The organism is Rhizobium sp. N324, from assembly GCF_001664485.1.
Classification (GTDB): domain Bacteria; phylum Pseudomonadota; class Alphaproteobacteria; order Rhizobiales; family Rhizobiaceae; genus Rhizobium.
Window position 1 is genome coordinate 82,128 of the sequence record NZ_CP013633.1, and the last position, 22,086, is coordinate 104,213.

Annotated in this window: 23 protein-coding genes and 1 pseudogene; 15 read left to right on the forward strand and 9 right to left on the reverse strand. The window is 61.4% G+C overall.

Features of this window, described 5'->3' with window-relative positions; all coding sequences use genetic code 11:
* Positions 1-395 precede the first annotated feature (395 nt).
* Entirely contained in the window at positions 396-725 is a 330-nt protein-coding gene (locus AMK05_RS25995; RefSeq protein WP_010068837.1) for a hypothetical protein, read from the forward strand.
* Positions 726-906: 181 nt separating this feature from the next.
* On the opposite strand, the gene AMK05_RS36010 is transcribed toward AMK05_RS25995, so the two are convergent.
* The 4 genes and pseudogenes from AMK05_RS36010 to AMK05_RS26010 form a co-directional block, all read right to left on the reverse strand.
* Positions 907-1,032 (reverse strand): hypothetical protein, encoded by a 126-nt coding sequence (locus tag AMK05_RS36010; RefSeq protein ID WP_257784634.1) that lies wholly within the window; start codon positions 1,030-1,032, stop codon positions 907-909.
* A 93-nt stretch (positions 1,033-1,125) separates the two neighbouring features.
* Positions 1,126-2,143 (reverse strand): annotated as a pseudogene (locus AMK05_RS26000) (nucleotidyl transferase AbiEii/AbiGii toxin family protein).
* Positions 2,136-2,729, reverse strand: coding sequence for a DUF6088 family protein (locus AMK05_RS26005; protein WP_064842448.1), 594 nt, complete (start codon positions 2,727-2,729; stop codon positions 2,136-2,138). Before AMK05_RS26005 ends, AMK05_RS26000 begins: the two are co-directional and overlap by 8 nt.
* Before the next feature lie 121 nt (positions 2,730-2,850).
* Positions 2,851-3,060, reverse strand: a complete 210-nt coding sequence (locus tag AMK05_RS26010; RefSeq protein ID WP_064842451.1) for a hypothetical protein — start codon at positions 3,058-3,060, stop codon at positions 2,851-2,853.
* A gap of 323 nt (positions 3,061-3,383) precedes the next feature.
* On the opposite strand from AMK05_RS26010, the gene AMK05_RS26015 reads away from it, so the two are divergent.
* Positions 3,384-5,993, forward strand: a complete 2,610-nt coding sequence (locus AMK05_RS26015; protein ID WP_064842453.1) for a hypothetical protein — start codon at positions 3,384-3,386, stop codon at positions 5,991-5,993.
* Positions 5,994-6,201: 208 nt separating this feature from the next.
* On the opposite strand, the gene AMK05_RS35700 is transcribed toward AMK05_RS26015, so the two are convergent.
* The gene (locus AMK05_RS35700) at positions 6,202-6,492 is read right to left on the reverse strand and encodes a hypothetical protein (protein WP_004672580.1); all 291 of its coding nucleotides are present in this window, start codon (positions 6,490-6,492) and stop codon (positions 6,202-6,204) included.
* 25 nt (positions 6,493-6,517) lie between these two features.
* Between AMK05_RS35700 and AMK05_RS26020 the strand changes: the two genes are divergently transcribed.
* From AMK05_RS26020 to AMK05_RS26075, 12 genes are all read left to right on the forward strand, one after another.
* Complete coding sequence (locus tag AMK05_RS26020) at positions 6,518-9,058, forward strand: hypothetical protein (RefSeq protein ID WP_225880281.1); 2,541 nt, start codon at positions 6,518-6,520, stop codon at positions 9,056-9,058.
* A 304-nt stretch (positions 9,059-9,362) separates the two neighbouring features.
* Complete coding sequence (locus AMK05_RS26025; protein WP_064823761.1) at positions 9,363-9,620, forward strand: hypothetical protein; 258 nt, start codon at positions 9,363-9,365, stop codon at positions 9,618-9,620.
* A gap of 50 nt (positions 9,621-9,670) precedes the next feature.
* A complete protein-coding gene (locus AMK05_RS26030) occupies positions 9,671-10,147 on the forward strand; it encodes a hypothetical protein (protein ID WP_064842458.1) in 477 nt (158 codons plus the stop codon).
* Complete coding sequence (gene sctJ / locus AMK05_RS26035) at positions 10,144-10,974, forward strand: type III secretion system inner membrane ring lipoprotein SctJ (protein ID WP_064842460.1); 831 nt, start codon at positions 10,144-10,146, stop codon at positions 10,972-10,974. Before AMK05_RS26030 ends, sctJ begins: the two co-directional genes overlap by 4 nt.
* 2 nt (positions 10,975-10,976) lie before the next feature.
* Positions 10,977-11,606: a hypothetical protein gene (locus tag AMK05_RS26040; RefSeq protein WP_064842463.1), complete on the forward strand. Its 630-nt coding sequence runs from the start codon at positions 10,977-10,979 to the stop codon at positions 11,604-11,606.
* Positions 11,603-12,166 carry a type III secretion system stator protein SctL gene (gene sctL, locus AMK05_RS26045; RefSeq protein ID WP_064842465.1) on the forward strand — a complete coding sequence of 188 codons (564 nt, stop codon included), beginning with the start codon at positions 11,603-11,605 and terminating at the stop codon, positions 12,164-12,166. The genes AMK05_RS26040 and sctL overlap by 4 nt, the downstream gene beginning before the upstream one ends.
* Positions 12,159-13,478, forward strand: coding sequence for a FliI/YscN family ATPase (locus tag AMK05_RS26050; protein WP_064842467.1), 1,320 nt, complete (start codon positions 12,159-12,161; stop codon positions 13,476-13,478). Before sctL ends, AMK05_RS26050 begins: the two co-directional genes overlap by 8 nt.
* Entirely contained in the window at positions 13,475-14,494 is a 1,020-nt protein-coding gene (gene sctQ, locus AMK05_RS26055; protein ID WP_064842469.1) for a type III secretion system cytoplasmic ring protein SctQ, read from the forward strand. The genes AMK05_RS26050 and sctQ overlap by 4 nt, the downstream gene beginning before the upstream one ends.
* Positions 14,494-15,147 carry a type III secretion system export apparatus subunit SctR gene (sctR, locus tag AMK05_RS26060; protein ID WP_064842471.1) on the forward strand — a complete coding sequence of 218 codons (654 nt, stop codon included), beginning with the start codon at positions 14,494-14,496 and terminating at the stop codon, positions 15,145-15,147. The genes sctQ and sctR overlap by 1 nt, the downstream gene beginning before the upstream one ends.
* 65 nt (positions 15,148-15,212) lie before the next feature.
* Positions 15,213-15,482, forward strand: a complete 270-nt coding sequence (locus AMK05_RS26065) for a flagellar biosynthetic protein FliQ (RefSeq protein ID WP_004672590.1) — start codon at positions 15,213-15,215, stop codon at positions 15,480-15,482.
* A gap of 10 nt (positions 15,483-15,492) precedes the next feature.
* Positions 15,493-16,302 (forward strand): EscT/YscT/HrcT family type III secretion system export apparatus protein, encoded by an 810-nt coding sequence (locus AMK05_RS26070; protein ID WP_064842474.1) that lies wholly within the window; start codon positions 15,493-15,495, stop codon positions 16,300-16,302.
* Complete coding sequence (locus tag AMK05_RS26075; protein ID WP_064842476.1) at positions 16,289-17,086, forward strand: EscU/YscU/HrcU family type III secretion system export apparatus switch protein; 798 nt, start codon at positions 16,289-16,291, stop codon at positions 17,084-17,086. The genes AMK05_RS26070 and AMK05_RS26075 overlap by 14 nt, the downstream gene beginning before the upstream one ends.
* 60 nt (positions 17,087-17,146) lie before the next feature.
* On the opposite strand, the gene AMK05_RS26080 is transcribed toward AMK05_RS26075, so the two are convergent.
* From AMK05_RS26080 to AMK05_RS35370, 4 genes are all read right to left on the reverse strand, one after another.
* Positions 17,147-18,061: a pectate lyase gene (locus AMK05_RS26080; RefSeq protein WP_064842478.1), complete on the reverse strand. Its 915-nt coding sequence runs from the start codon at positions 18,059-18,061 to the stop codon at positions 17,147-17,149.
* Positions 18,062-18,103: 42 nt separating this feature from the next.
* On the reverse strand, positions 18,104-20,035 hold the full coding sequence (locus tag AMK05_RS26085; RefSeq protein ID WP_064842480.1) for a flagellar biosynthesis protein FlhA: 1,932 nt from the start codon (positions 20,033-20,035) through the stop codon (positions 18,104-18,106).
* Positions 20,036-20,058: 23 nt separating this feature from the next.
* Positions 20,059-21,027 carry a SctD/MshK family protein gene (locus AMK05_RS26090; protein WP_064842482.1) on the reverse strand — a complete coding sequence of 323 codons (969 nt, stop codon included), beginning with the start codon at positions 21,025-21,027 and terminating at the stop codon, positions 20,059-20,061.
* A gap of 88 nt (positions 21,028-21,115) precedes the next feature.
* The gene (locus AMK05_RS35370) at positions 21,116-21,283 is read right to left on the reverse strand and encodes a hypothetical protein (RefSeq protein ID WP_007636000.1); all 168 of its coding nucleotides are present in this window, start codon (positions 21,281-21,283) and stop codon (positions 21,116-21,118) included.
* Positions 21,284-21,537: 254 nt separating this feature from the next.
* On the opposite strand from AMK05_RS35370, the gene AMK05_RS26095 reads away from it, so the two are divergent.
* Positions 21,538-22,086, forward strand: a complete 549-nt coding sequence (locus AMK05_RS26095) for a hypothetical protein (protein ID WP_008534289.1) — start codon at positions 21,538-21,540, stop codon at positions 22,084-22,086.

The following is a 22,086-nucleotide window of genomic DNA, read 5'->3' on the forward strand; positions in this document are numbered from 1 at the left end:
CATTTGGGGATCGTTAGCGTTCAGCTTCGGTAGGCGGACGTACATTTTTGCGATGGTGGAAGTTGTCGGCAGGTGGGCAACACGTGAAATATGGTTCTTCACTGAAATCGAGGGCATCAGACACGTCCCGCGCTCGCCGCGACAGAGCGTCCGACGAGACCTCGAACCATCTTCCGCGAACACTTCATAGCACTGCCTGCAACGTGCTTCGTGTAGACTGCAATCTTCAGTACATCGTTAAGCGAGGTCGTGTCTGAACAACACCGTAGGCATGCCGGATCCTCCGTATTCGAGATGGAATAGAGCGCCTCAGGAATGGTCCCATTTCATCCCGAGGAGGAGAAGTGAAATTGCCATAGTGGCGTGGCGGCGTTTGTTCGCGAGGCTCATGCTACGTGAGTGTCGAGAAGATTGCGACGGATTTAAGTTTCGATCGCCGTGGTTTACCGGAATGCACCTTCCGCTATCTCGCCGCCGAGACGTTGGTCGAGTTCCTCGTGCTGGCCGTTGCGGCAACTTGGCGATTCACGCCGCCACCGCGCGCCTATCGCTGCGGCAGCACAGCCGGCTTCGACACATCTTCATTCAGACAAGGCGATGGCAAAAATCATCGTCACGCCCGGGCTGGCCCCGTCGAGATTGCGGCCTTCCTGATGAAAGGCGACGTCGATCCGCTGGACGCCAAGGAAGTGACCTTCGTCTTGTCGACCCCCCTGCGGGAATAGAGCCAATCAAGCGTGCGGCGCGCCAGTGGGAGGACGGCACTTGGCGCGAGAACGTGCCGTTGCGGCAAGTGGAACATCCGCGTCGATTCTCGCGTCAGCGATTTTGAGCTTGCTCGGGCTTCCGGCGAGATTGAAATTGGGAATTAGAATGCCTTCACTACAAACACACCGGATCTTCATTTTACGTGGCGCAACTTTCCTCAAACGAACCCGCACCCGTGCGGTATTTGGCCACATCCTCGCCGAGGCCGGAGCCGGAATAACCGGGTCCGAGCTTCACTCTCATCACATCAAGGGTGCCTGCCACGAGCAAACGCCTAATAATTGGCGCGAAGCCAAACCGCGTCGGTGACAGGGCACTCACAGTAATGGGCAGGTGCGGCTGTGGGCCGGCAATTGCTTATTTTGACGCGTCGCTTTTGTTGGCATGCGCCTGAATTTGCGTGCATCGCTCGATCAGGTGCTCGAACGGCTCGGAATCGCCGAGCAGCAGGCCGTCGTCGACCATGCGCGCGTAATCCTCGCCGAGCGCACGCACACCTTCTCCGGATGGCGTCAGAACCAGATTGCCGTTGACGGCTGCGGCGTAGTCGATGGGCGAGCGGTCGGCCGCCTTTTCCGCAAAAAACATGGATTTGTGTTTCGCCACGGCATTGGCGAGTTGCCGATCCGCGGATGCTTTGTCGGCGAAACCAGCATCGTCCAGCCGGACGACATCATGCCAGTGGCGGGCAAAACGATCGCCGCGAAGGCGCTCCTGCAGGCAGAAGACATGGATGGCGGTCGCTTTCTCCCAGAACGTCCGCTCCGCGTGCATGACGCGGGGACTCGCTTTCGGAAATTCGACACCATCAACCTGGCCCGACGCGTCACAGTCGATATCGCGGATACTGGCCGGCTCGCCGGTCGACCGCGCTCCGAATTCGAGCATGACGCTCGGGGCGACATAGCCGGATCCGCTGCTCACCGCTTCATAGTCGAGGTAGAGCGTATCGTCCTCGAGGCGGATTGCCGCCGGAAGAGATTGAACGCGCAACGCGCCATAACCGGCTCCACCGAGCCCGCCACCCAGACCGGAAGCCGCTTTCGCACCTCGCTGGTCCAGTGTTTCTCCTCGCTGCGGGTTTCGGCAGTGCTTCGTCATTGCCGCCAACCAAGTCCGGCGCCAGGGCGCGGATATCGTAGGTCAGGTCGACATCCTCGGAGAACCTTTTGATGACACCGTAGGCTTTCGAAAGCGAAGTGCCGCCCTTGAAGACGAGATGCTCACCGAGCTTGGACGAAAAGAGCGTCTGCAGCGTCCAGACGACCCAGACATCCTTTTCGAGGAGATGAATGGGCCGTCCGGTGCGGTCGGCCGCCACCGCCAAGGCTTCGCGTCGGTTATCCTTTGACAAGGTCAGAAACAGATCAGCGATGCGCAGCCTTTCCTACGCTTCTTGCAAGCCAGGTCGGAAACTGCGGAGCCGCCGCCACCAGCTCGCCGAACGCGTCTGGCGGCAGCTTTCGCTTGATCCGCGACAGTGCTTCATCGACCCTCTCCGGCCCAAGCCATGCAAGTGCGCGGACCGCCACGCCAGCAGGTCGATCTGCCAAGGCCAATTGCCAGCGCGGCACGTGCTTGAGCTCGACCGTCTGCTGTCCAAGGGTCATCGTCCGGCTACGGCCGGATGTCAGGTAGACGGAGCGGACCGGGACCTGGGAGGTCAGGCCCAGGGCATTTGCCGCGGCGGCGCCATTCGAGACGATGACCTCACCGCGCTGCTGCGCCACCGCCTCTACGGCCTGTTCGACCGTCGGCGGCCGACTGCCAAAGCGACTTTTGACGGGCCGCATATAGATACCACGGCCCGCCCGGACGAGCTCGCCACGCTCGGCCAGGCGCGACAGAGCCCGATCCAGGGCGGCTCGATTTCCGAGATGCAAAAAGCTCTTTGCCGAAAGCGCGGATCCTTCCGGCAGTCGTTCAGCATGTCCCATGATTTGCGATGTCAGCTTTTGCATGGCATTTCTCTTGTCAGAAATATATGCAAGTTTCTGACAGTTTGCAATGAGAGGGGAAGACGGCGAGCCCGGACGGTGCTGACCAATTTTTATCGGTCAGTGACCCGCTGTCTCTTCACAATCACAATTCATCTATCAGGCCGTCAAACACTTCCACCATCGCATCGCTGATGGCCTTGCCTAGCGCGGCTGCAGCGTTTGCAAGCGCCTCGTCGTCCATATCGCGAGCGGCCATCGCAAAAGCAGTTCCCTCGGACGTTACGATTTCCCGCGCCCGCTCAATTGCCCAAAGGCCGAAGTCGCTGCGGCTGCTGATTTCCACGGTTTCCATGTTGTCTCCTGATTTGTTCGAGAGGACGGCTTATACCGATTTGCCGGACAATGCAGTCTGAAAACCGAGCCCGAGGACCGACTTCGATCTGTCTCGTGAGCGCATTCCCTACGGGACCGTGCTCTATTGCGCCGCACCTTGGCGACTGCGGTGTCACCAGCATTTGTACTGCGGTATAATTTGGAAGCGCTATGTGGGGGTCAATGGTTCAATTTTGCCGCTCCGATAGCACCCATTTGTCATATCACTGAAAAACTTCTGACCTAACGAGGCTTTCCGGGCCTCCGTTCAGGGTGCGGCCGTCGATCAGGAGTGACGAAATCATGTTGGAACGTGTTGGCAGCGGATCGAAAGAGGTCGAAACCCTGGTCGTGGACCTCGGCCAGAAAGACGTGACTGGCCGTTCTGGATCGACAAAAACCATCGACGCCGGCGAAATACGAAAGATCGCGCCGAGCGGTAACGGGCAGGCACTCGACATCTCCGCTGCGCGGGGCTTCGTCGGGTTTACCCAGAGCAAAAGCGGCGCCACCGCGATCCTGGTCGATGCAAAGGTGAGCACGCCCGAAACCGACCCGGGCAACGATCTCAAGATCGACCTGGACGGCTTGAAGAAGGTTGCCGCTTCCGAATTCGGCAGCACCGTGCCCAACAATATCACCCACCTGTTCAACCCGACCATCCAGGCGATGGCCAACCAGCTTTACGGGGGAGACAGTTCCGAGGTGCGCGATCAGTTCAAGGCCGACGTCAAGGCGCTTCTCGGTCCGCTGCTCGACAAGGTCGGTGCCGGAGAGGTCAGTCAGGCTGATCTTGGCGGCCTTCTGGAGCGCCTGACGTCGCAGTTGGCGGCTCCCGGCGGCAAGGAAGTCTGGGGTTACCGCCACGCGGTGCAGACCGCGCTCGAAGGGCTCGTCATGGGCGCCAGCCTGGTCTCGAAGTTGCCGGCCAATGCCGAGTGGGACAAGAGCGTCTCGCCGCTGCCCTCCAACAATCTCGCCAGCTATTCGTTCAACGACGTCATGGCGGCGATCATGATCGGCACCGGGCTGGCCGGCAAGGGCATTGCCGCCAACGGCTCAGACGGCGGGCGCTTCTTCGCCGGCAGCGGCGGCGACGCCTGGATCGCCGAGCGCATGTTCGCCACCAAGGACAATGGCTGGAGCAAGACCATCCAAAGTCTCGATCTGCCCTATATCGACAGCGACTATCTGACATCCAGCCTCAAGAAGATGGACCTTGTCATGTCGGGCTCGGATGCCATCGAGCCGGTCGTGGAGCGCCCGATCGACGAGAACGACATCCTGGAAAGCAAGGTGCTGCGCGGCTACGCTCCGTCGACCGCCTATGAGCCGACGCTGAAGAAGCTCGACGAACTCAAATACGGCATTCTCGGCGACGCCGTGAAGGACGTGAACCGGGATTTCGTCGCGCCCGACAACATGGATGACCTCGACCAGCTGACGCCGGAACAGAAGGCGACGCTGCTCTACGATCTCATCGAGATCAAACAGCAGTTCAATGGCTATATGAACCAGTATGGCGACAGCGTGCCCGATGGCGAGTGCGTCGGCAAGGACCTCGATGCGCGGATCGAAAAGCTGACGGCCGATCCGGCGACGCAGCAGCATCTCTCGGATATCTTCGCGAGCGGCATGAAGGAATATCTGCAGCGACCGGAGAATTCCGATCTGCTCACCAACATCGAGGACGCCTATCTGATCGACATCGGCGGCGGCAAGGCGATCGACCGGGCGCTGAGCGCCGGCAAGAGCTTCGAAGATGCCCTGAAGGATTATTATTCCGAACTCAACACCCTCGTCGATCTCCTGCCCCAGGATTATATCGATGCGCATCTCGACGCCGCGAACGTCACCTTCGCCAATATCGTCAAGGAACATTATATCGGCGACGGCCAGGGTGTCGATCTCGAGCCGCTGCTGTCGGGGCCGGATGACACCTTCGAGCCCGGGGCGACGAATGACGCCATCAGCCAGTTGGCAACTACGTTCGCCGAGGATTTCATCAGCAAAAACGGCCCGGCCGATGGCGGCGAAACGCTGAAACAGAACCTGGCGCAGGATATAGCGCGCGACGTCGACGGCGTTCTGCGGATGGTGCGCGGCGGTATGAAGCTCGACGATGCGCTCGCCTCCTTCAAGGATTCGCTCGATCTGCCGCGCCAGACCCGGACACCTGCCGGCATCGATGCCGAGGTGTACAAGGCCGGTCTGGTGCACGCCGTGCAGATGCTGACGATGTCGAGCGTGCTGGTGGCGCGCGGCCTCGGCGTCGGCGGCAAGTGGACGCCGGCCGATATCGCCGCCGCGGTCGGCTCGGCGACGCAGATCGTCGGCATGACGATGGAAGGTCTCGGCAAGAACCTCGACGTTGCCGGCAAACCGTTCAGCGCCTTCGGCAATCAGCCTGGCAGCTGGGGCAAGGGGATCTCGATGAACTTCTCGCCGAAGACGATGGAAGCGGCAGGCAAGATCCTCGGCGCGGCCGGCGGCCTCGCCATGGCCGGCCTCGGCTTCTATTCGGCGTCGCGGTCGATGAAGGCCGGCGACCGCGCCAAGGGCGCGCTCGAAATAATCGGCGGCATTGCCGGTACCGGCAACGCGCTGATCGGTTTCTCCGAGGCGATGCTTTATCTGACCAATGCCATGTCCCGTGCCTTTTCCGGACTCGGAACGGTGGCGCCGGAAGTCGTGACCATCTTCAGCAGCGCCGCCAAAACCGGCCTTGCCGCGGCCGGACTGGTCACCGGCCTCGTTGCCTCGGCCGTCGGGCTGGCGCTTGGTCTGTGGGATATGGCCAATGGCGTGAAGAAGCTCGACAAAATGGAAAAGCAGCTGAACGAGAAGCTTGAACGCTACACCGGCGAGTCCGTGCATCTCGAATTTGGGCCAGACCCGTCATTCATCTGGTAGAGGCAGAGGGGCGGCAACGATGACCGCCACAGCCTGGGAAATACCCTGCGACCCCTCGGTAAAAATGTGATTTTTGATCTCCAGGCGCGAGGCCGCTGCATTTTATGCAACCGCGATGTCGCGATCGGGCTTGAATTATCACGCAAAGGTCGATCTTATGCCTAACGTAAGGTAAACGACGTCATCCGCGAAAAGCGGAAAAAGAAAATCAAAGGGAACGCATGTCATCGATCGCACCAGCATCTTCGGATATCGATACGGTTTCATTTCTCCGGCTAAACGCCAATTCCGATCCGAAGTCCGAAAATTCCACGAGCCAGGGCAAAACCACGAGCACCACGGTCAAGAAGGCATCGCCTTTTGCCTCTGACGGGACCACGACGGCAGCCCTGACGATTTTCTCCTCTATATCGGCGCAGACGAGCAGTCCGAAGTTCGTTTCGCTGGCCGCCACGTCGAATGGCACGTCCCGCCCTACCGCGCCGATCCAGCCGGTCATCGATCTCCTGTTCAATTCCGATTTCATGAGCGAGATCAATCAGGGCTTCATGGAAGGGCTGAAGGACAAGGACAAATCCTTCGAGAGCATCGACGTCGTCAAAAACCCTCACAATTACACTGCCGAGCAGAAACTGATCATGTATCTCGATCTGCTTCAGACCAAGGCGACCTTCGGCCAATACAAGGACAGCCTCGGCGACAACCAGCGCGGCATCTACAACGACCAGGAGATCCTGAAGGATCTCGACAAGTCAATCGCCATCCTGGGCTCGGACCCCGACGTCAACTCGCTGATGACGGAGAAGGCGCTAAAGGCCTTCAAGCTGATCTTCTCCGGTTATCGCGTCGCGCCGGCCGATACGAACAAGGACGCTTCCGAGATCATCAACGACACGATAACGCGTGACGAGAAGATGAAGGACCTGCGTACGAAGGTCGAGGATGCCTTTGAGCGCGACATCGTCAATGGCGGCCTGCTGAATGACGGTCTGAAATCCGGCAAGGACGTCACCACCATTCTCAAGGAATATAATGCCGCCCTCGGCTTCTATTCCATGGTGCTTCCCGACGATTTCGTAAAGCAGCGCTCGGCGATTGCCGACAAGACCTATGCCGAATTCTTCGACAAGAACGTGCTGCCGACGATCTCCGATCCGACGACGGCGCTCGATGGCCTGATCCGCATGGGACTGGCCGGCAACAAGACCGAGCGGGAACTGAAGGGGCTCGGCTCCATCCTGCCGGTTGTGGATTTCGACCAGTCGCTCGGGCTCGGCGGGAGCCTGTTCCCCGATCTCAAGATCGACCTCGACGGTTTGAAAAAGGTTGCCGCTTCCGAATTCGGCAGCACCGTTCCCAACAATATCACCCACCTGTTCAACCCGACCATCCAGGCGATGGCCAACCAGTTTTACGGGTCAGACAGCCCCGAGGTGCGCGATCAGTTCAAGGCCGACGTCAAGGCGCTTCTCGGTCCGCTGCTCGACAAGGTAGGCGCCGGAGAAATCGGCATCGGCGATCTCGCCGGCAATCTGGAGCGCCTGACGTCGCGCCTGAGCGCACCCGGCGGCAAGGAGGTCTTGGGCTACCGCCATGCGGTGCAGACCGCGCTGGAAGGGCTCGTCATGGGCGCCAGCCTGGTCTCGAAGTTGCCGGCCAATGCCGAGTGGGACAAGAGCGTCTCGCCGCTGCCCTCCAGCAATCTCGCCAGCTATTCGTTCAACGACGTCATGGCGGCAATCATGATCGGCACCGGGCTGGCCGGCAAGGGCATTGCCGCCAACGGCTCAGACGGCGGGCGCTTCTTCGCCGGCAGCGGGGGCGACGCCTGGATCGCCGAGCGCATGTTCGCCACCAAGGACAATGGCTGGAGCAAGACCATCCAAAGTCTCGATCTGCCCTATATCGACAGCGAATATCTGACATCGAGCCTCAAGGACATGGGACTTTCCATGTCAGGCCTGATGAAGACGCTGATGCCCGGCACGGATGTGATCGATCCAATCATCGTCGACGGCAAGACCGCCGAAGAGGCGATCAAGAAGATCATCGCCCCGAGCCTCGACGCGCTGGCGGAAACCCTGTTCAAGGGCAATGCCGATGCCATGGCGCAATACAAGACCAATTTCACGACGATCTTCACCGCGCTTTGGGCGACGATGCGACCGGGCGGCAGCGTCGAAACGATCAAGGCCGACCTTGCCAAGCTGATCGACAAGACCGCGACGGCGGCGCCGGCAGGGGTCGATCCTGTCAAATACAAGGCGGCGCTCTCTTCCGGCGTGATGTCGGTGCTTACCGCATCCCGCTCCATCTATGCCGGCCTCAACATGACGAGCCCGACCTGGGACAGCATCGGCATCGTGGTTCTGCACGCCCTTGGCGCTCTCGCGCACATGGGCAGTGCGCTCGGCTCGGCGATCAAAGCCTCGAATTTTTCGCTGCTGGATGGGATCAGTTCACTCGTCGGCGTTTCCGACGAGCTGGCGCGGGCGCAGCGCAGCGTGCTCTCCGCCTTTTTCAAGAATACCGGGACGACGGTTGGCGCCGTTGCCGGCGTCGCTTGGCTGCCGGTGGAATATTACCAGTTCCTGCAGGGGCTCACCAGTGGCAAGGGCGATCCGGTCGATCTCATCTTCATGGGTATCGGAACCGCGGCGGACACGGTCGGCGCGATCGAGGGCATCGCAGGCGTTGCCAATATGCTGGTGAATTCCACCTTCCTCGGGCGCACGGGCGCAACGGTAGCGCTCGTCTCCGGCGGCTTCTCGCTCGCCTTCGCGATCGCCGGCGCGGTGTCCTGGGCGGCCTGGGCGGGCTTTGCCATCTACCAGAGCATCAAGCAGGAAAAAGCCTTCCACAAGCAGACCGACATGATGAACGACATGCTTAAGCGCACTGTCAACGACACGGTCGGCATCTACGCCAAAACAGGTCAGCGCGTCGGCGCCAAGGGCGGCGTCGCCCCCGCGCCCCGCGACCCGGAACAGCGCGAGCTGACCCCTGAGAACTGGGACGCGATCATCGCCGATATCGAGAAGCGCCGCGGTACGGCGGTGGGCTGATCCGGGACGCTTTCGCAACACCAAATATCTGGGTACTCACAGGCCCGGTTGGCGTAGAGGCGGTCGGGCCTGTGAATATTTGATAGCAATAAATTTAAGTATGAATTTCATGCGCAATCTGGATATCTGCTGCGCTTTATGGATAAAAACGTTCAATTTTAATATAAAGGTCGAGAAAGTTGTCAATGCCGATTGTAAGTTCCGAAAATTAACCATCGGTTAAGTTTAAACAATTGACCGGCCGTTTTTTTATCCATATCAAATCATGCATTCATTTTGATAACTCCTTGATGGAAGTGCTCATATGGCCGTAGATGCAGTGAATTCCGACCTGAACCTGGCGCCTGCAAACCCTGTCTCGGTGGAGCTGACGACTGATAAGACGGGTTCCAAGGACACCACCGGCAGCACGACGAAAAAGGTCGATCCGAACAGCGAGAGCGAGATACTCTCCGCTGCCGTGGACGCGTTTCTGCCAGGCATGATTTCCAACACCCTGATGCTGAACAATTCGCTTTTCAATTTCGCCAAGGAGGCGATCGACGAAGGCAGCGACGAGTAGCGTTCCCGTTCATCGTTTGCAGTTGACGTGTACCGAGTTGAGGAATTGCAATGAGTGGAGAAGAACTTTGCGGCCGCGCTTTCACGCCGCCCGTCGACGGCGTATCGACAGGCAATGTGCTGAAGACCTCGGAGATCGTGGCGGAGCGGATCGGACTGCAACCGGCGGATTTCGCCGGCCTTCGGCCAACCGAACTCACCTCTATTCCCAACACCCAGGGCCGCAAAATCGCGCCTGAGTCCGACGCCGTCCCGCCCTCCTATTCACCGGAAGGCAATACCAGGCCCTCCAGCATTCTCGACCGGCTGTCGGCATTCTTCATGCCGGTGGCCGGGAACGGCCAGCCGGAGACGCCGCTGGTGCGATTTGCCGCGGACAAGGATCACAGCGGCCCGAAGATCGAAGACATCACGACATCGATCGACCGGCTGGAGAAATCACAGCAATTCGCGACCGGCACGACGCTGCTGTCGTCACTCACCCAGTCGGTGATGTCGTCGTCCAAACGGCTGACGCAGGGCCAGTGAATATCATGATCACATCGGCCCTTGCGAGATCATCGATCTCTTCGCCCGCGCGCAAAGTCCTTCCGAAGGCCGCCACGCTCGCCCTCTGCCTGTTCCTTGCCGCCTGCAGCCAGGACGTGCTGACGGGACTCGATCAGCGCGATGCGCTGGATGCTCAGGTCCTGCTGGAACGCGCCGGCATCTCCGTCACCATGAAGAGCGAAAAGGGCGGGACCTATGCGATCGCCGCTGAATCAGCCGATCATGCCCGGGCGATCGAGTTGCTGGCGGGCGCCGGTCTGCCGCGTCAGTCGTTCGGAAATGTCGCCGAACTCTTTCCCGGCAACGGCTTCCTTGTGACGCCTTACGAACAGAAAGCCCGGATGAGCTACGCCATCGAGCAGCAGCTTGCCGAAACGCTTTCCGGGCTTGACGGCGTGGCGACGGCGCGCGTCCATGTGGTGCTGCCGGAGGAGAACGGCCGCGGGCTCATCAAGGAGAAGGCGAGGGCGGCGGCCGTGCTGCAATATCGCCCCGGCGCCAATCTCAACGAGATCGACATGAAGAGCCGATCCGTTCTGGTCAACAGCATCCGCGACCTCTCATATGAAGATGTTTCGGTGGTGGTCAGCCCCTGGTCGGAGGTCGGCGCGCCGGCGGCTCCTGCCGTAGCCGCAGCGCCCGCCCCAGCGGCACCAGTGACGCCGGTACCCGCTGAAGCGCCATTCTCGATGGTGCAAAGCGCTCTCTCGGCTTTCAAGGGCCCCAATCTGGCCGTGATCGGCGCCATCGTTCTCGCCATCGGGGCATGCCTGCTGCTGCTATTGCCGCAGCGGAAGGAGCGCTGAGCATGCGCACGCCGCGTTCGGACGGCGAGGCGATCTCGGATGCGGCGAGGATCCGCAAAGCAGCGCTGCTTTCCGCGGATATGCTGACGGCCGCCCGATGGGATGGGACCGCGCCGCTCCTTGCCGATGGGTCTACCCTGTCACCGCGGCTGTATCGGCGGCTTTTCACTGAGATCGCGGAAGCCCATGGCGACCCCGCCACATTTGCCGACGGCGCCCGCCGCCTGATTTCCATGGACGCGGGCGGACACGCAACGGCCGCGCTCCGGGCGGGCCTCGCCTATCATCTCGCAGCCTTCTGCCCCGCGGTCGATCGCCCGACCCTTGCGAGGCTCAAGGCCGTCTACGGCGAGGAAGCGGTCGCATTCGCCCTCGGCCACGCCGATCTTTCCACGGCAACGCCGCCGCTTGATCTGTTGAGCGAGCAGGCAAGGCATGTCGTCGAGGCCGATGGCTGGTCGATGCTGACGCTTCTGGCAGACGAATACCGGATCTCTGCAGCATGGCGGTGGGCGGGCTGGCGCGACATGGCCGAAAACGGCTCGGCTTCCCTCTTGAAGAGCCCGGCGCTCGTTCTGGCGACGGCCGCTGTCGACGAGGTCGCCTCCATACAGGAAGGCGCCGGACGATGAGCTCGGGATTTGCACGCCACGACCGCATCATTCCGGCGGAGAGTTTCGGCCAGATCAGAGAGGCGGCGCACATTCTGGAGGCCGCCCGCCAGGACGCCGCCCAATCGCAGGCGACACTTGCCGTCGCCAGCGAGCAGGCCGCCCAAAACGGCTATCGCGACGGGTTCGAACAAGGCGTTCGCGATGCCGCCGCACGGCTTGCCGCCTCGCTCGGAAAAGCCGAACAGGAAATTGCCCATCTCGATAGCTGGGTCGAGGCGGTGGTTCTGAAATCGGTCGGATTGATCCTCGGATCGATGGAGGCCGACGAGCGCACGAGGCGATTGGTCCGCCACGCCATATCCCAGACCGCTGAGGCCCAGCAGATCGCCCTGCATGTCGCCCCCGACGATGCCGCCATGATCGCCCGGGCAATTGCGGATATCGATCATCGCATCACTATCGAGACGGATCCGCTGATGTCTGCCGGCGAGATTATTCTGGAGACGTCGGCGGGACGAAGCCAGATCGGCTTGAAAGACCAGCTCGCCACCGTGATCGAGGCCCTCGTCCATGGTTGACGCGTTGCTTCGGATGGAGCGGACACTCGAACAAACGGACGTGCGGCGGCAGAGCGGGCGCGTAAAGAGTGTTTCGGGCCTGCTGGTGCGAGCGCTGATCCCCTCGGTCAGGATCGGCGAGCTTTGTGAACTGCATGAGCCGGGTAGGGGTCGCATCGGCCTTGCCGATGTCGTCGGCATCGACGGCGAGACGGCGCTTCTCTCGCTTCACGGCGAAACCCGCGGCATCTCCCAGCGCACGGAAATCGTCCCGACCGGCCGGGAACCGGCCGCTGCCGTCGGCAATTTCCTGCTCGGCGCGATCGTCGACGCACATGGCAATATCCTGCGTCCCTCCGCCAACCCCGCCGGCGAGGACGCGCGTTTCCTGCAGCCGCTCTACGGCCAGCCGGTCGATCCTCTGTCGCGGCGCCCCATCCGCCAGCCGTTTACCTCGGGGATTGCCGCCCTGGACGGATTGCTGACCTGCGGCCAGGGCCAGCGCATCGGTATTTTCGGCGCGCCTGGCGCCGGCAAGTCGACGCTGGTGTCCCAGATCGTCGCCAACAACAAGGCCGATGTGATCGTCTGCGCCCTGGTCGGCGAACGCGGACGCGAGGTCGGCGAATTCGTTGCCGGCAACATGCCGGAAGGCGTCCCCTCGAATGTGGCGCTGGTTGTCGCCACATCCGATCGCCCGGCGCTGGAGCGGTTCAAGGCGGTGATGACGGCAACGGCGATCGCCGAATATTTTCGCGAGCAGGGAAAACATGTGCTGCTCGTCATCGATAGCGTCACCCGCATGGCCCGCGCCTTGCGCGAAGTGGGGCTTGCTGCCGGCGAACCGCCGGTGCGACGCGGCTTTCCGCCTTCCGTATTTGCCGTCCTGCCGCAAATCTTCGAGCGCGCCGGCAACAGCGCAAACGGCACGATGACAGCTTTCTATACGGTCCTCGTCGAAGGTGAAGAGCAGGACGATCCGATTGCCGAAGAAACCAGATCGCTGCTGGACGGCCATATCGTGCTCTCCGACAAGATTGCCAGGGCGGGCAATTTTCCGGCGATTGATGTGCTGGCCAGCCGAAGCCGGACGATGAGCGCGGTGGTGAGCGAGAGCCATCGCCAGGCAGCCGAGAGGCTGCGCGCCCTGCTGGCCCTCTATGACGAGGTGGAACTGCTGATCCGCGTCGGCGAATATCGCCAGGGGCGCGATGCCGCCGTCGACGAGGCCGTCGCCAAACACGGGCTCATCCAGCGCTTCCTGTTTGACGGCCAAGGCAAGCCGCAGCCGTTCGGCGCGATCGTCGAAGCGCTCGAGGAGCTTGTCCGATGAATATCGCCGCGCCCGCATGGCCCCGGTCGTCGATGGCCGAGGGCTTCTTTTCCCGTTCGGGCACGACGATGCGCGCCGCCTGGCAAATTCCGGTCCGGGAGCAGACACTTTCCGTTCGCCCACTGTCCCCCGATATCGCAGCCGGGCGGATAGCCGATCCGGTCGGCATTCTCTGCCGCGTCGGCGAACGGCAGCAGATGCTGATTGCTTCGGCCGGCGCATTGCGGTTGCTGGCCGAAAGGCTGGAACCACTGCTCCTCTGGGAAAAACTGTCGCCGCATGAACAGGCTGCGGTGGTCGAACATCAGTTCGCCGAGGCTTTCGAGGCAATCGAGAACAAGATCGGCATCAGCCTGTCGCTGCTGCAGATCGGCGCCGAGCCGCTGGCGGATGTCAGCGGCAATTTCGGCTTCGACATCGGCTGGCACGGCATGAGCCTGCTCTTGAGCGGCCGCTTCGATGAAACCGCCCTTGCCGGGCTGGTCGGTTGGGCAAGCCGCCTGCCGCGCCGCACGCTCAATGCCCTGACGACGGCGGTCAACATCCGGCGCGGTTATGCCGTGCTGTCGGTCGGTGAGGTCAAATCCCTGCGGTTGGGGGACGGGATCGTCATCGATGGGGGGGCACCGGAGACCGTGATCGCGATCATGGGTGAACGTTACCTTGCAACCTGCATGCGATCGGACAAAGGCGCGGTCCTCACCGAACCACTCCTGTCGACGCCAACCGGACCAATGAGGCATTTCATGACGAATGAAACCGTCGATCAGGAATTGCAGGGCGAGCCGCGTCCGTCGCCCGTCGACAGCATCCCGATCAAGCTGGTCTTCGATGCAGGACGGCTGGAACTGCCGCTGCGCACACTCGAGACGATCGGTGAAGGCTATGTGTTCAACCTCGACAGGCCATTGTCGGACGCCGTCGATATCATCGCCCAGGGCCGCATTATCGGACGGGGCGAAATCATTTCCGTGGATGGGTTGAGCGCCGTTCGCGTCACGGCGCTGCACGACTGATGGGACAGAGCTTTCCTCTTGCCCAGAGCCTCGCGGCAATGGCGGCGATCTCGATGCTGCCGGTCATTGCCGTGATCGCAACCTCCTTCACCAAGATTTCGGTCGTCCTGCTGATCGTGCGCAACGCGATCGGCATCCAGCAGACGCCGCCGAATCTCCTGGTCTTTGCGATTGCCATCGTGCTCTCGGCCTTCGTGATGAACCCGGTGCTGCAAAACAGCTGGCAATTGCTGCTCGCCCATAGCGGCGATTTCGGCACGGTCAGTGGCATGGCGGACGGCATGATCAAAGTGGCGGCGCCGCTGAAGGATTTCATGCTGAAATTTTCCGACGCCGAGGTGCGCGACTTTTTCGTGCAGGCGTCGCAGAAGATCTGGGCGAATGCGCCGGCTACCCCCATTGCCTCCGACGATATCACCGTGCTGACGCCGAGCTTTCTCGTTTCGGAACTGACGCGGGCCTTCGAAATCGGATTTCTGATCTATCTGCCCTTCCTGATGATCGACTTCGCCGTCTCCGCCATTCTGGTGGCGCTCGGCATGCAGATGATGTCCCCGACCGTGGTGTCGACACCGCTGAAGCTGCTGCTGTTCGTCTCGATCGACGGCTGGCGGCGATTGCTGGAAGGTCTGGTGCTATCCTATGCGCAGTGAGCATCGCGCCTTCACGAAAGCCCCGGTTCGAGCGCCTGCCGCGCCCACGCGAAAGGCCTGCCGTCATGGGTGAAGACCAGGTCGCAGCCGAAATCGGCATGTCCGTCATGGCGACCTTCGCCTTGGCCGGCCCCATTCTGGGCCTGGCCGCGCTTCTCGGGCTGATCATCGCCATTTTCCAGGCGGCAACGCAAATCCAGGAGCAGACCATCGCGCAGATCGTCAAGATTTTCGTGATCTCCATCACCCTGCTGCTGTTCGGCCGGGTGCTGGCAACGCCGCTGATCGAACATTCCGTTCATATCCTCAACGACTTCCCGACAATGGTTCAGTGAGGCGGGGCGGATGGGGCCGGATCATCTTCCGCTCGTCGGCATCGAGGTCGCGGCACCGGCCGCAGCCATGCTCGGCGCCGCCCGCGCGCTCGGGATTCTGCTGATCTTCCCGATCTTCTCGCTGTTCAGCATCGTCGGTATCTTACGTTTCGGCTTGGCAATCGGCCTTTCGGCGCCCTCCGTCGCCTTCGCCTATTCGGTGCTGGCTATCGGAGATACGTCCTGGTTCGATCTGGCCGCCCTTTCGATGAAGGAACTTTGCTTCGGGGCGCTTGTCGGCATGGGGCTCGGCATTCCCTTCTGGGCGGCCCAGGCGGCGGGTGATATGACCGATGTCTATCGCGGTGCCAATGCCGCCAATCTCTTCGACCAGATCAACGCACTGGAAACCGCGCCGCTCGGTTCGCTGATGATGTCGATCGCCCTGGTGATTTTCGTCAGCGCCGGCGGCATCATCGATCTGGTCGCGATCTTCTACAAGTCGTTCGAACTCTGGCCGCTCTTCAAGCTCATGCCCGCCATGCCCGAGGATCCGCTCGACATGATCCTCGGTGTTTTCGGCCGGCTGTTCAAAGCGGCCGGATTGCTTGCCGCCCCGTTCATGATCGTCACCTGCGCGCTCGAATTGTCGCTGGCCTTCGTTGGCCGCTCGTCGAAACAATTCCCGCTGAACGATAGCCTGCCGGCCATCAAGAACTTCGCGGTCGTGGTCATTCTTGTCATCTACACGGCCTTCATCTCCAGTTATTTCCACGATCTCTGGATCGATGGATTCAATGAGGTGAAAGCCATGCTGGAGGTGACCCATGGCCAAAAATGACGATACCGAGGAAAAAACCCTGCCGCCGAGCCGGGTGAAGCTCGATCGGCTCCGCCGCGAGGGCCAGGTTCCCCGCTCGAAGGAAATCCCGGTTGCGATCTCCGTTCTTGCCATCGCCGTCTACGTCACCTGGGGCTTGCCTGATATCCTCGAGGATTTCACCCGCAGTTTCGATAGCGGCCTGCAGTCCGCCGGACGGGCCGACCTCTCCGACGCCGTCACTGTCGGCTTGAGCGAAACCGGCGTGGCGCTGCTCGATCTCATCTGGCTGCCGCTTGCCATGGGTCTTGCCGCGACCATCCTGGTGTCGATCCTCGACGGGCAGGGGTTTCCCGTATCGTTCAAACATATGAGCTTCGATTTCACCCGGCTCAATCCGTTCGAGGGCATCAAGAGGCTTTTTTCGCTCGCGAGCATCGCCGAGTTCGTCAAGGGGCTCGTCAAGTTTGTCCTGCTCGCCGCCGCCGGCGGCGGTGCGATCCTCTATTTCCTCAACAGCATATTCTGGTCGCCTCTTTGCGGAGAAGCATGCACGCTCTCCACGACAGCCCATCTCCTCGGCTCGATCCTCGTCATTGCCGCCGGCATCATGGTGGCGGCGGCGTTTTTCGATATCCGCATTTCGCGCGCGTTGTTCAGGCACGAACACCGCATGACCAAGACCGAGGCGCGGCGCGAATACAAGGATACCCAGGGGGACCCGAAGCTTAAATCGGCGCGCCGGCAGATCGGCGCAGAAATGCGCAGCAGCCCGCCGCGCAGGCAAGGGCCACACCAGAAATGAAAAGCGGGAGCTTGAGGCGCCCGCTTTTTCTTCACTTTGTCATCCCGGTGCTCAAGCGTCTCAGACGCCCGACTGGTTGTCACCCACACGCGTCCAGTTCTTCACTTTGTCCAGCGTGATATCGGACAGGAACGTCACGCTGGCAAGCGAGCTATCGGTGCGGAAGACGTTGCTGCCGTTGGAGAACGCCCCGCCATCGATGGTGACGTCGGCGTCGATCTGCTTGCCGCCATTGGTGCGCACGAGCGTGGTGAAGCCGTCAGCGACGAAATCCTTCAGATAGAAATGCGTATCGGCATTGATCTGGAAAATCTTGTCGGTTGCGCCCTTGGCCGAACCGCCGAGAATGGTGACGTCGCCGGCGCTTTTTACCGTCAGCGCATCCTCGCCGACATTCTGCCAATTGACGTTTTCGAGCGTCGCGCCGCCATAGACGTGAATGCCGTCGGCGCCATTCTCGCCGAGATCGACATTCTTGAGCGTGGCGCCGTTCTTGAGAATGAACAGCGGCGATTGGGTTTCGGACTGGCCGCCATCGCCGAGCTTGGACGAGGCCGTATAGGTCGCGCCCTTGCCGTCGAACACGCCACCATCCACGACGATCGGCTCATTGACGACGATGACGCTGCCCTCTTTCGAGAGGTCGGGTTTTTCCGTCGTGGTCTGCAAAGTCGTGGCCTGTTTCTCGTCGGATGGATCCGCCTTCTTGGAGTCGGACTGCCAGTTGATGTGCTTGCGCAGCACATCCTTGGGATCGGAATCCATGCCGTTTTCCGACGTTTCCCGCGACTTCGGCACATAGGAGGTCAGCATCGGCGGGTTACCGGAGAAATCTTCGAAGGGCGAGACCTTGCGGGTTCGGATGGCGGTGAAATCCGTGTCGGCCCTATTGCTGCCGCCAAGGCAACCGGACTCAAGGTCGAAACGGGAGGTTCTGTCGAAGTCTATGGGCCTTTGTCCATCTACGCCACACATTGCATTCATCCCCAGTTGGTCTCGTCTACTTCACTTGCTCTATCAGCCCGGCCTTTGTTTGGAGCCGGCAGCGTTCCGGATTTGCCCGATCTCTCCGATGGTTTCGATCGTTATATCCCTGTCGATCTCCTCCGCCGCCAGCACCGGAATGCGGCAGTTGTGGTGGATCATCAGCGTCTGGGTGAGCAGGCGCCATTCGCCCGGCACGATGATGACGGGATCGTATCCCCGCTCGTTGGCGTCCTCGAGAGCCTGTCTGGCTTTCTCGGCCAGCAGGCGCAGTCTTTCGGCTATCTCGATCTTCTCGGTCGCTCCAGCGGCGTCATAGGACCGGATGAAGTGGTTCCATTCGGCGGGAAGCACCAGCGCCGGCAGCAATCCGCGCCGGTCGAGAAGCCCGAAGGCGATCTGCTTGACCAGCGCGGCGCGCGCCATTTCGGCCAGGGCATCCGGCGCGTGATCGGTGCCGGCGTGCAGCATCACTTCCAGCAGTCCGCGCGGCTGGGAAAGCGTCACGCCGGAATCCAGCAGGCGTCTGACGACCGCGACCGTCAGCATCAGCGGCACCTGGATGGCGACGTCGATCGCCAGTTTGCCGAGACGCGGTTCAAGGCTGCCCAGCCATTGTGCCGCGTCGTCGACGCTGAACAGGGCGCCGATATGGCGGCGGACGATGCGCACGATGTCGTCGGCAATCTGTTCGTCCGTCCGTTCAGGACCGCAACTGACGAGACCGGCGGGCACGTTTTCGACCTGAAGATGGATCAGATCCTCGGCCATGCGGGGATCGGCGTTGAACGTCGGCACCGTCACGGAGACGCCGACGGCGCGCGCCGCCATGCGGATCCGCCCGTCCAGCATTTCGCCGAGTCGCATCGCCTCAAGCCGCGCCAGCGTTTCCACCGCGACGGTGGCGATGACGGGATCGCCATATTTCGTCCTGTCGAGCGGATAGGAATTGGCGCTTTCCACGGCATTTGCCGATCCGGCCGCGGCCGGGCCCGCGCGCCGGCGATGCACCATGAAGGCAAGGCCCGCCAGACACAGGCCGATCGCGCCGAGCACGCCTGTGGGAAATCCCGGCACGAAGCCCGCGCAGATCGTCAGCGCCGCCGCAATCGCCAATGCACGGGGCTCCCGGAAGAGTTCGCGGCCGATATCGCTGCCGAGACTGCCGTTGCCGTCATCGGACACGCGGGTCACGACGATACCGGCCGAGACTGCCATCAGAATGGACGGAATCTGCGACACCAGACCGTCGCCGATCGACAGCAGCGTATAGAGATGGGCGGCCTCGGCGAAGCTCAGGCCCTTCTGGAAGATACCGATCGCCAGGCCGCCGATGAGATTGACGGCGACGATCACCAATCCTGCGACCGCATCGCCCTTGACGAAGCGCATGGCGCCGTCCATCGCCCCGAAGAACTGGCTCTCCTGTTCGAGACGCGACCGGCGCTTCTGCGCAGCTTCCGTACTGATATGGCCGTTACGCAGGTCACTATCGATGGCGAGCTGCTTGCCGGGCATGGCGTCGAGCGTGAAACGCGCGCCGACCTCGGCGATGCGCTCGGCGCCCTTCGTCACCACGATGAACTGCACCAGCGCCACGATCAGGAAGATGATCAGCCCGACGACGACATTTCCCGCAACGACGAAATCGCCAAAGGCCATGATGATCTCGCCGGCATCGGCGTCCGCCAGCACGAGCCGCGTCGAGGAAATCGTCAAGGCCAGGCGGAACAGCGTGCCGATCAGAATGACCGCGGGAAAGGTCGAGATTTCAAGGACGCTCTTCAGATAGGTCGTGGTGATCAGCACCACGAAAGCGAAGGAGAGATTGAAAGCGATCAGCACGTCCAGAACGATTGTCGGAAGCGGCAGCACCATCATCGTCACGACGGAGGCGAAAAACACCGCAAGCAGCATATCGGTGCGCTGCGCAAGCATGGTGATGGCGGATGACCTTACCTTCATGATCCGGCTTCCGACGCCATCGCCTATTCTTGTTCGCTGCTGGAAATTTCGGCGAGCTTCGGCTCGGCACTGCTGGCGGAGGCAAAATTGACCGTATCGTCCTCACTGTCGCGGGAAACGATCATCTGGTCGTTGCCGATCTCCTTGATCCGCCAGCCGCTCGCAACGACATCGCCTTCCTCGTAGCGGCGGCCGTCGGAGCCGATGATGAACCTGACCGGCGTATAGCCGGCGGCGGCGACGAAGCCGTCGAGACCGGAAGAGAGGGTCGTGAGATCGACGATGGAAACGGAACCGCGCCGGCTCATCGAGGCGATGATGCTGCGCAGCTTGGTCTTGTCGGGCAGGCCGAGAGGCCGCGATCCTTCGCCGATGCGAATTTCGTCGGCGGTGGCGACGATGCTCAGATCTTGGGGAAGCTGCGCCATACGAATGGCCTGGCGGATTTCGGCAGCGATCGCCGCCGATGACGGCGCCGGTTCGGGCGCGGCGGAAACCCTGACGAGCGGGGCTTCGTGAACCGGCGCATCGCTGTTGTAAAGGCCGGCCAGCAGAAGCAACGCCGCCAACCCGAGAAGGCCGGCAGCCGCAATCCGGCGCGGCGCGAACCGCACGCGCCCGGCGCCGAGACCTTCGAGTTTGCAGGTCGTGCCGTCGAAGGAGATGGTCTGCCTCTTCGTAAGGGTCATCGTCCGATCGCGCGGGATGGAACGACCGTCGATCACGACGTCATCCCGCAGCGCGGTCAACGACACCGTGTCGGAGCCGCGGGAGCGCTGCAGACTGATGGCAAAGGCGGGTTCCGGTTTGGCGCCTAGGATGATCAGGTCACAATCGGCGCTGCCGCCGACCACCTGCCGCTCCGCCGTCAACGGCAGAATGGAGCTGCGCCCGGCGCGCGTGATGCGCAAGACCGGTCCGCCGCTGCCTGACGCAGTGTTGCCGGCGTTACCTCTGAATGTCGGCGAAGAGGGATCTAGATCCATGGTCATCTTGTTCCCGAACCGTCCGTCGAGCGGCTTTTATTGTCTTCGAGAGCGGGGAAGCGAGACGGGCGAACCCGTCTCGCCATTGTTTCAATCAGCCTGGGCCGATCTTCTTGATGGCGTTTGCGACGCCATTGATCTTGGTGATTTCGGTTGCAACCTGCAGGCTCTGCGCGGTCGCTTCGTTCTGGGCCGACTTGAAGGCGGAAATCGCCGAGCCGATGCCCGCATCAAGTGTCGAAGTACTAGTGCTGGTAGCCATGTCTTGAACTCCTTGCATGGTTTTGGCGGCCAGAACCTTGCAGAATTCAAGATCGAATTCAATAGCTTATGTTAAAAAGTTATTAATTCGCGATATGTACAACAAATGCGCGAAATGGATATCCGTCCTGTTCCCAGCGGACCGATGATCTGCAACAGTAGATCAGATAATTATTAATAGATTGGATTTCGCAGCCCCTGCCTTCATTCGTTCATTAGTTGTCGGGCGATATCCGGATCGTGAGGTAAACTCAGATGTTTGCGCGTTTTGTTTACATGGCCGCTATCGGACTGCTGGCCTCCTTTCCTCCACCGGCCGGCGCCAGCGAGCGGGAGGTGCGCCTGGATGTCGTCTCCCTGCCGCTTGGCGATGTTGTCCAGACGTTGTCCTTCATGTCCGGCATCCCGGTCACGACAGTCGGGACACTGAGCGGCAAGGTCGAGCACTGGTCCGTCCGGGAAAGCGGAGCCAAGGCCTTCGTCAAGCTTGGCGATGCCAGCAATCTCTTCGTCGCCTATGACGGCAGCCGCATCATCATCGCGCCGAAGCAAGAGGTCTCCACCGTCGTCCTCGATCGCGGCGGCCGCAGCTGGAAGACCGAGCAAAACGCCATTCGCGCGCTGTTCCCGCTGCTGCCGGACGATGCGCTGCGTGAAGATCCCGCCAGCGGCTTGGTGCTGGTGCGCGGGCCCGCGGTCTTCACCAAGGCCGTCGAAGACGTGCTGAGCCGGCAGCAAGCCGACAGCATCAAGGTCATCAAGGGCGGCCAGCTGGAAATCCTGACGACGAACAACGGTGCCTGA

Bases quoted from the DNA above. Each gene is read 5' to 3' on its own strand.
- AMK05_RS26005 (WP_064842448.1), bottom strand. From the start codon at position 2,729: ATGCAAAAGCTGACATCGCAAATCATGGGACATGCTGAACGACTGCCG.
- AMK05_RS26010 (WP_064842451.1), bottom strand. From the start codon at position 3,060: ATGGAAACCGTGGAAATCAGCAGCCGCAGCGACTTCGGCCTTTGGGCA.
- AMK05_RS26015 (WP_064842453.1), top strand. From the start codon at position 3,384: ATGTTGGAACGTGTTGGCAGCGGATCGAAAGAGGTCGAAACCCTGGTC.
- AMK05_RS35700 (WP_004672580.1), bottom strand. From the start codon at position 6,492: ATGACCGGCTGGATCGGCGCGGTAGGGCGGGACGTGCCATTCGACGTG.
- AMK05_RS26020 (WP_225880281.1), top strand. From the start codon at position 6,518: ATGAGCGAGATCAATCAGGGCTTCATGGAAGGGCTGAAGGACAAGGAC.
- AMK05_RS26025 (WP_064823761.1), top strand. From the start codon at position 9,363: ATGGCCGTAGATGCAGTGAATTCCGACCTGAACCTGGCGCCTGCAAAC.
- AMK05_RS26030 (WP_064842458.1), top strand. From the start codon at position 9,671: ATGAGTGGAGAAGAACTTTGCGGCCGCGCTTTCACGCCGCCCGTCGAC.
- AMK05_RS26040 (WP_064842463.1), top strand. From the start codon at position 10,977: ATGCGCACGCCGCGTTCGGACGGCGAGGCGATCTCGGATGCGGCGAGG.
- sctL (WP_064842465.1), top strand. From the start codon at position 11,603: ATGAGCTCGGGATTTGCACGCCACGACCGCATCATTCCGGCGGAGAGT.
- AMK05_RS26050 (WP_064842467.1), top strand. From the start codon at position 12,159: ATGGTTGACGCGTTGCTTCGGATGGAGCGGACACTCGAACAAACGGAC.
- sctQ (WP_064842469.1), top strand. From the start codon at position 13,475: ATGAATATCGCCGCGCCCGCATGGCCCCGGTCGTCGATGGCCGAGGGC.
- sctR (WP_064842471.1), top strand. From the start codon at position 14,494: ATGGGACAGAGCTTTCCTCTTGCCCAGAGCCTCGCGGCAATGGCGGCG.
- AMK05_RS26065 (WP_004672590.1), top strand. From the start codon at position 15,213: ATGGGTGAAGACCAGGTCGCAGCCGAAATCGGCATGTCCGTCATGGCG.
- AMK05_RS26070 (WP_064842474.1), top strand. From the start codon at position 15,493: ATGGGGCCGGATCATCTTCCGCTCGTCGGCATCGAGGTCGCGGCACCG.
- AMK05_RS26075 (WP_064842476.1), top strand. From the start codon at position 16,289: ATGGCCAAAAATGACGATACCGAGGAAAAAACCCTGCCGCCGAGCCGG.
- AMK05_RS26080 (WP_064842478.1), bottom strand. From the start codon at position 18,061: ATGTGTGGCGTAGATGGACAAAGGCCCATAGACTTCGACAGAACCTCC.
- AMK05_RS26085 (WP_064842480.1), bottom strand. From the start codon at position 20,035: ATGAAGGTAAGGTCATCCGCCATCACCATGCTTGCGCAGCGCACCGAT.
- AMK05_RS26090 (WP_064842482.1), bottom strand. From the start codon at position 21,027: ATGACCATGGATCTAGATCCCTCTTCGCCGACATTCAGAGGTAACGCC.
- AMK05_RS35370 (WP_007636000.1), bottom strand. From the start codon at position 21,283: ATGGCTACCAGCACTAGTACTTCGACACTTGATGCGGGCATCGGCTCG.
- AMK05_RS26095 (WP_008534289.1), top strand. From the start codon at position 21,538: ATGTTTGCGCGTTTTGTTTACATGGCCGCTATCGGACTGCTGGCCTCC.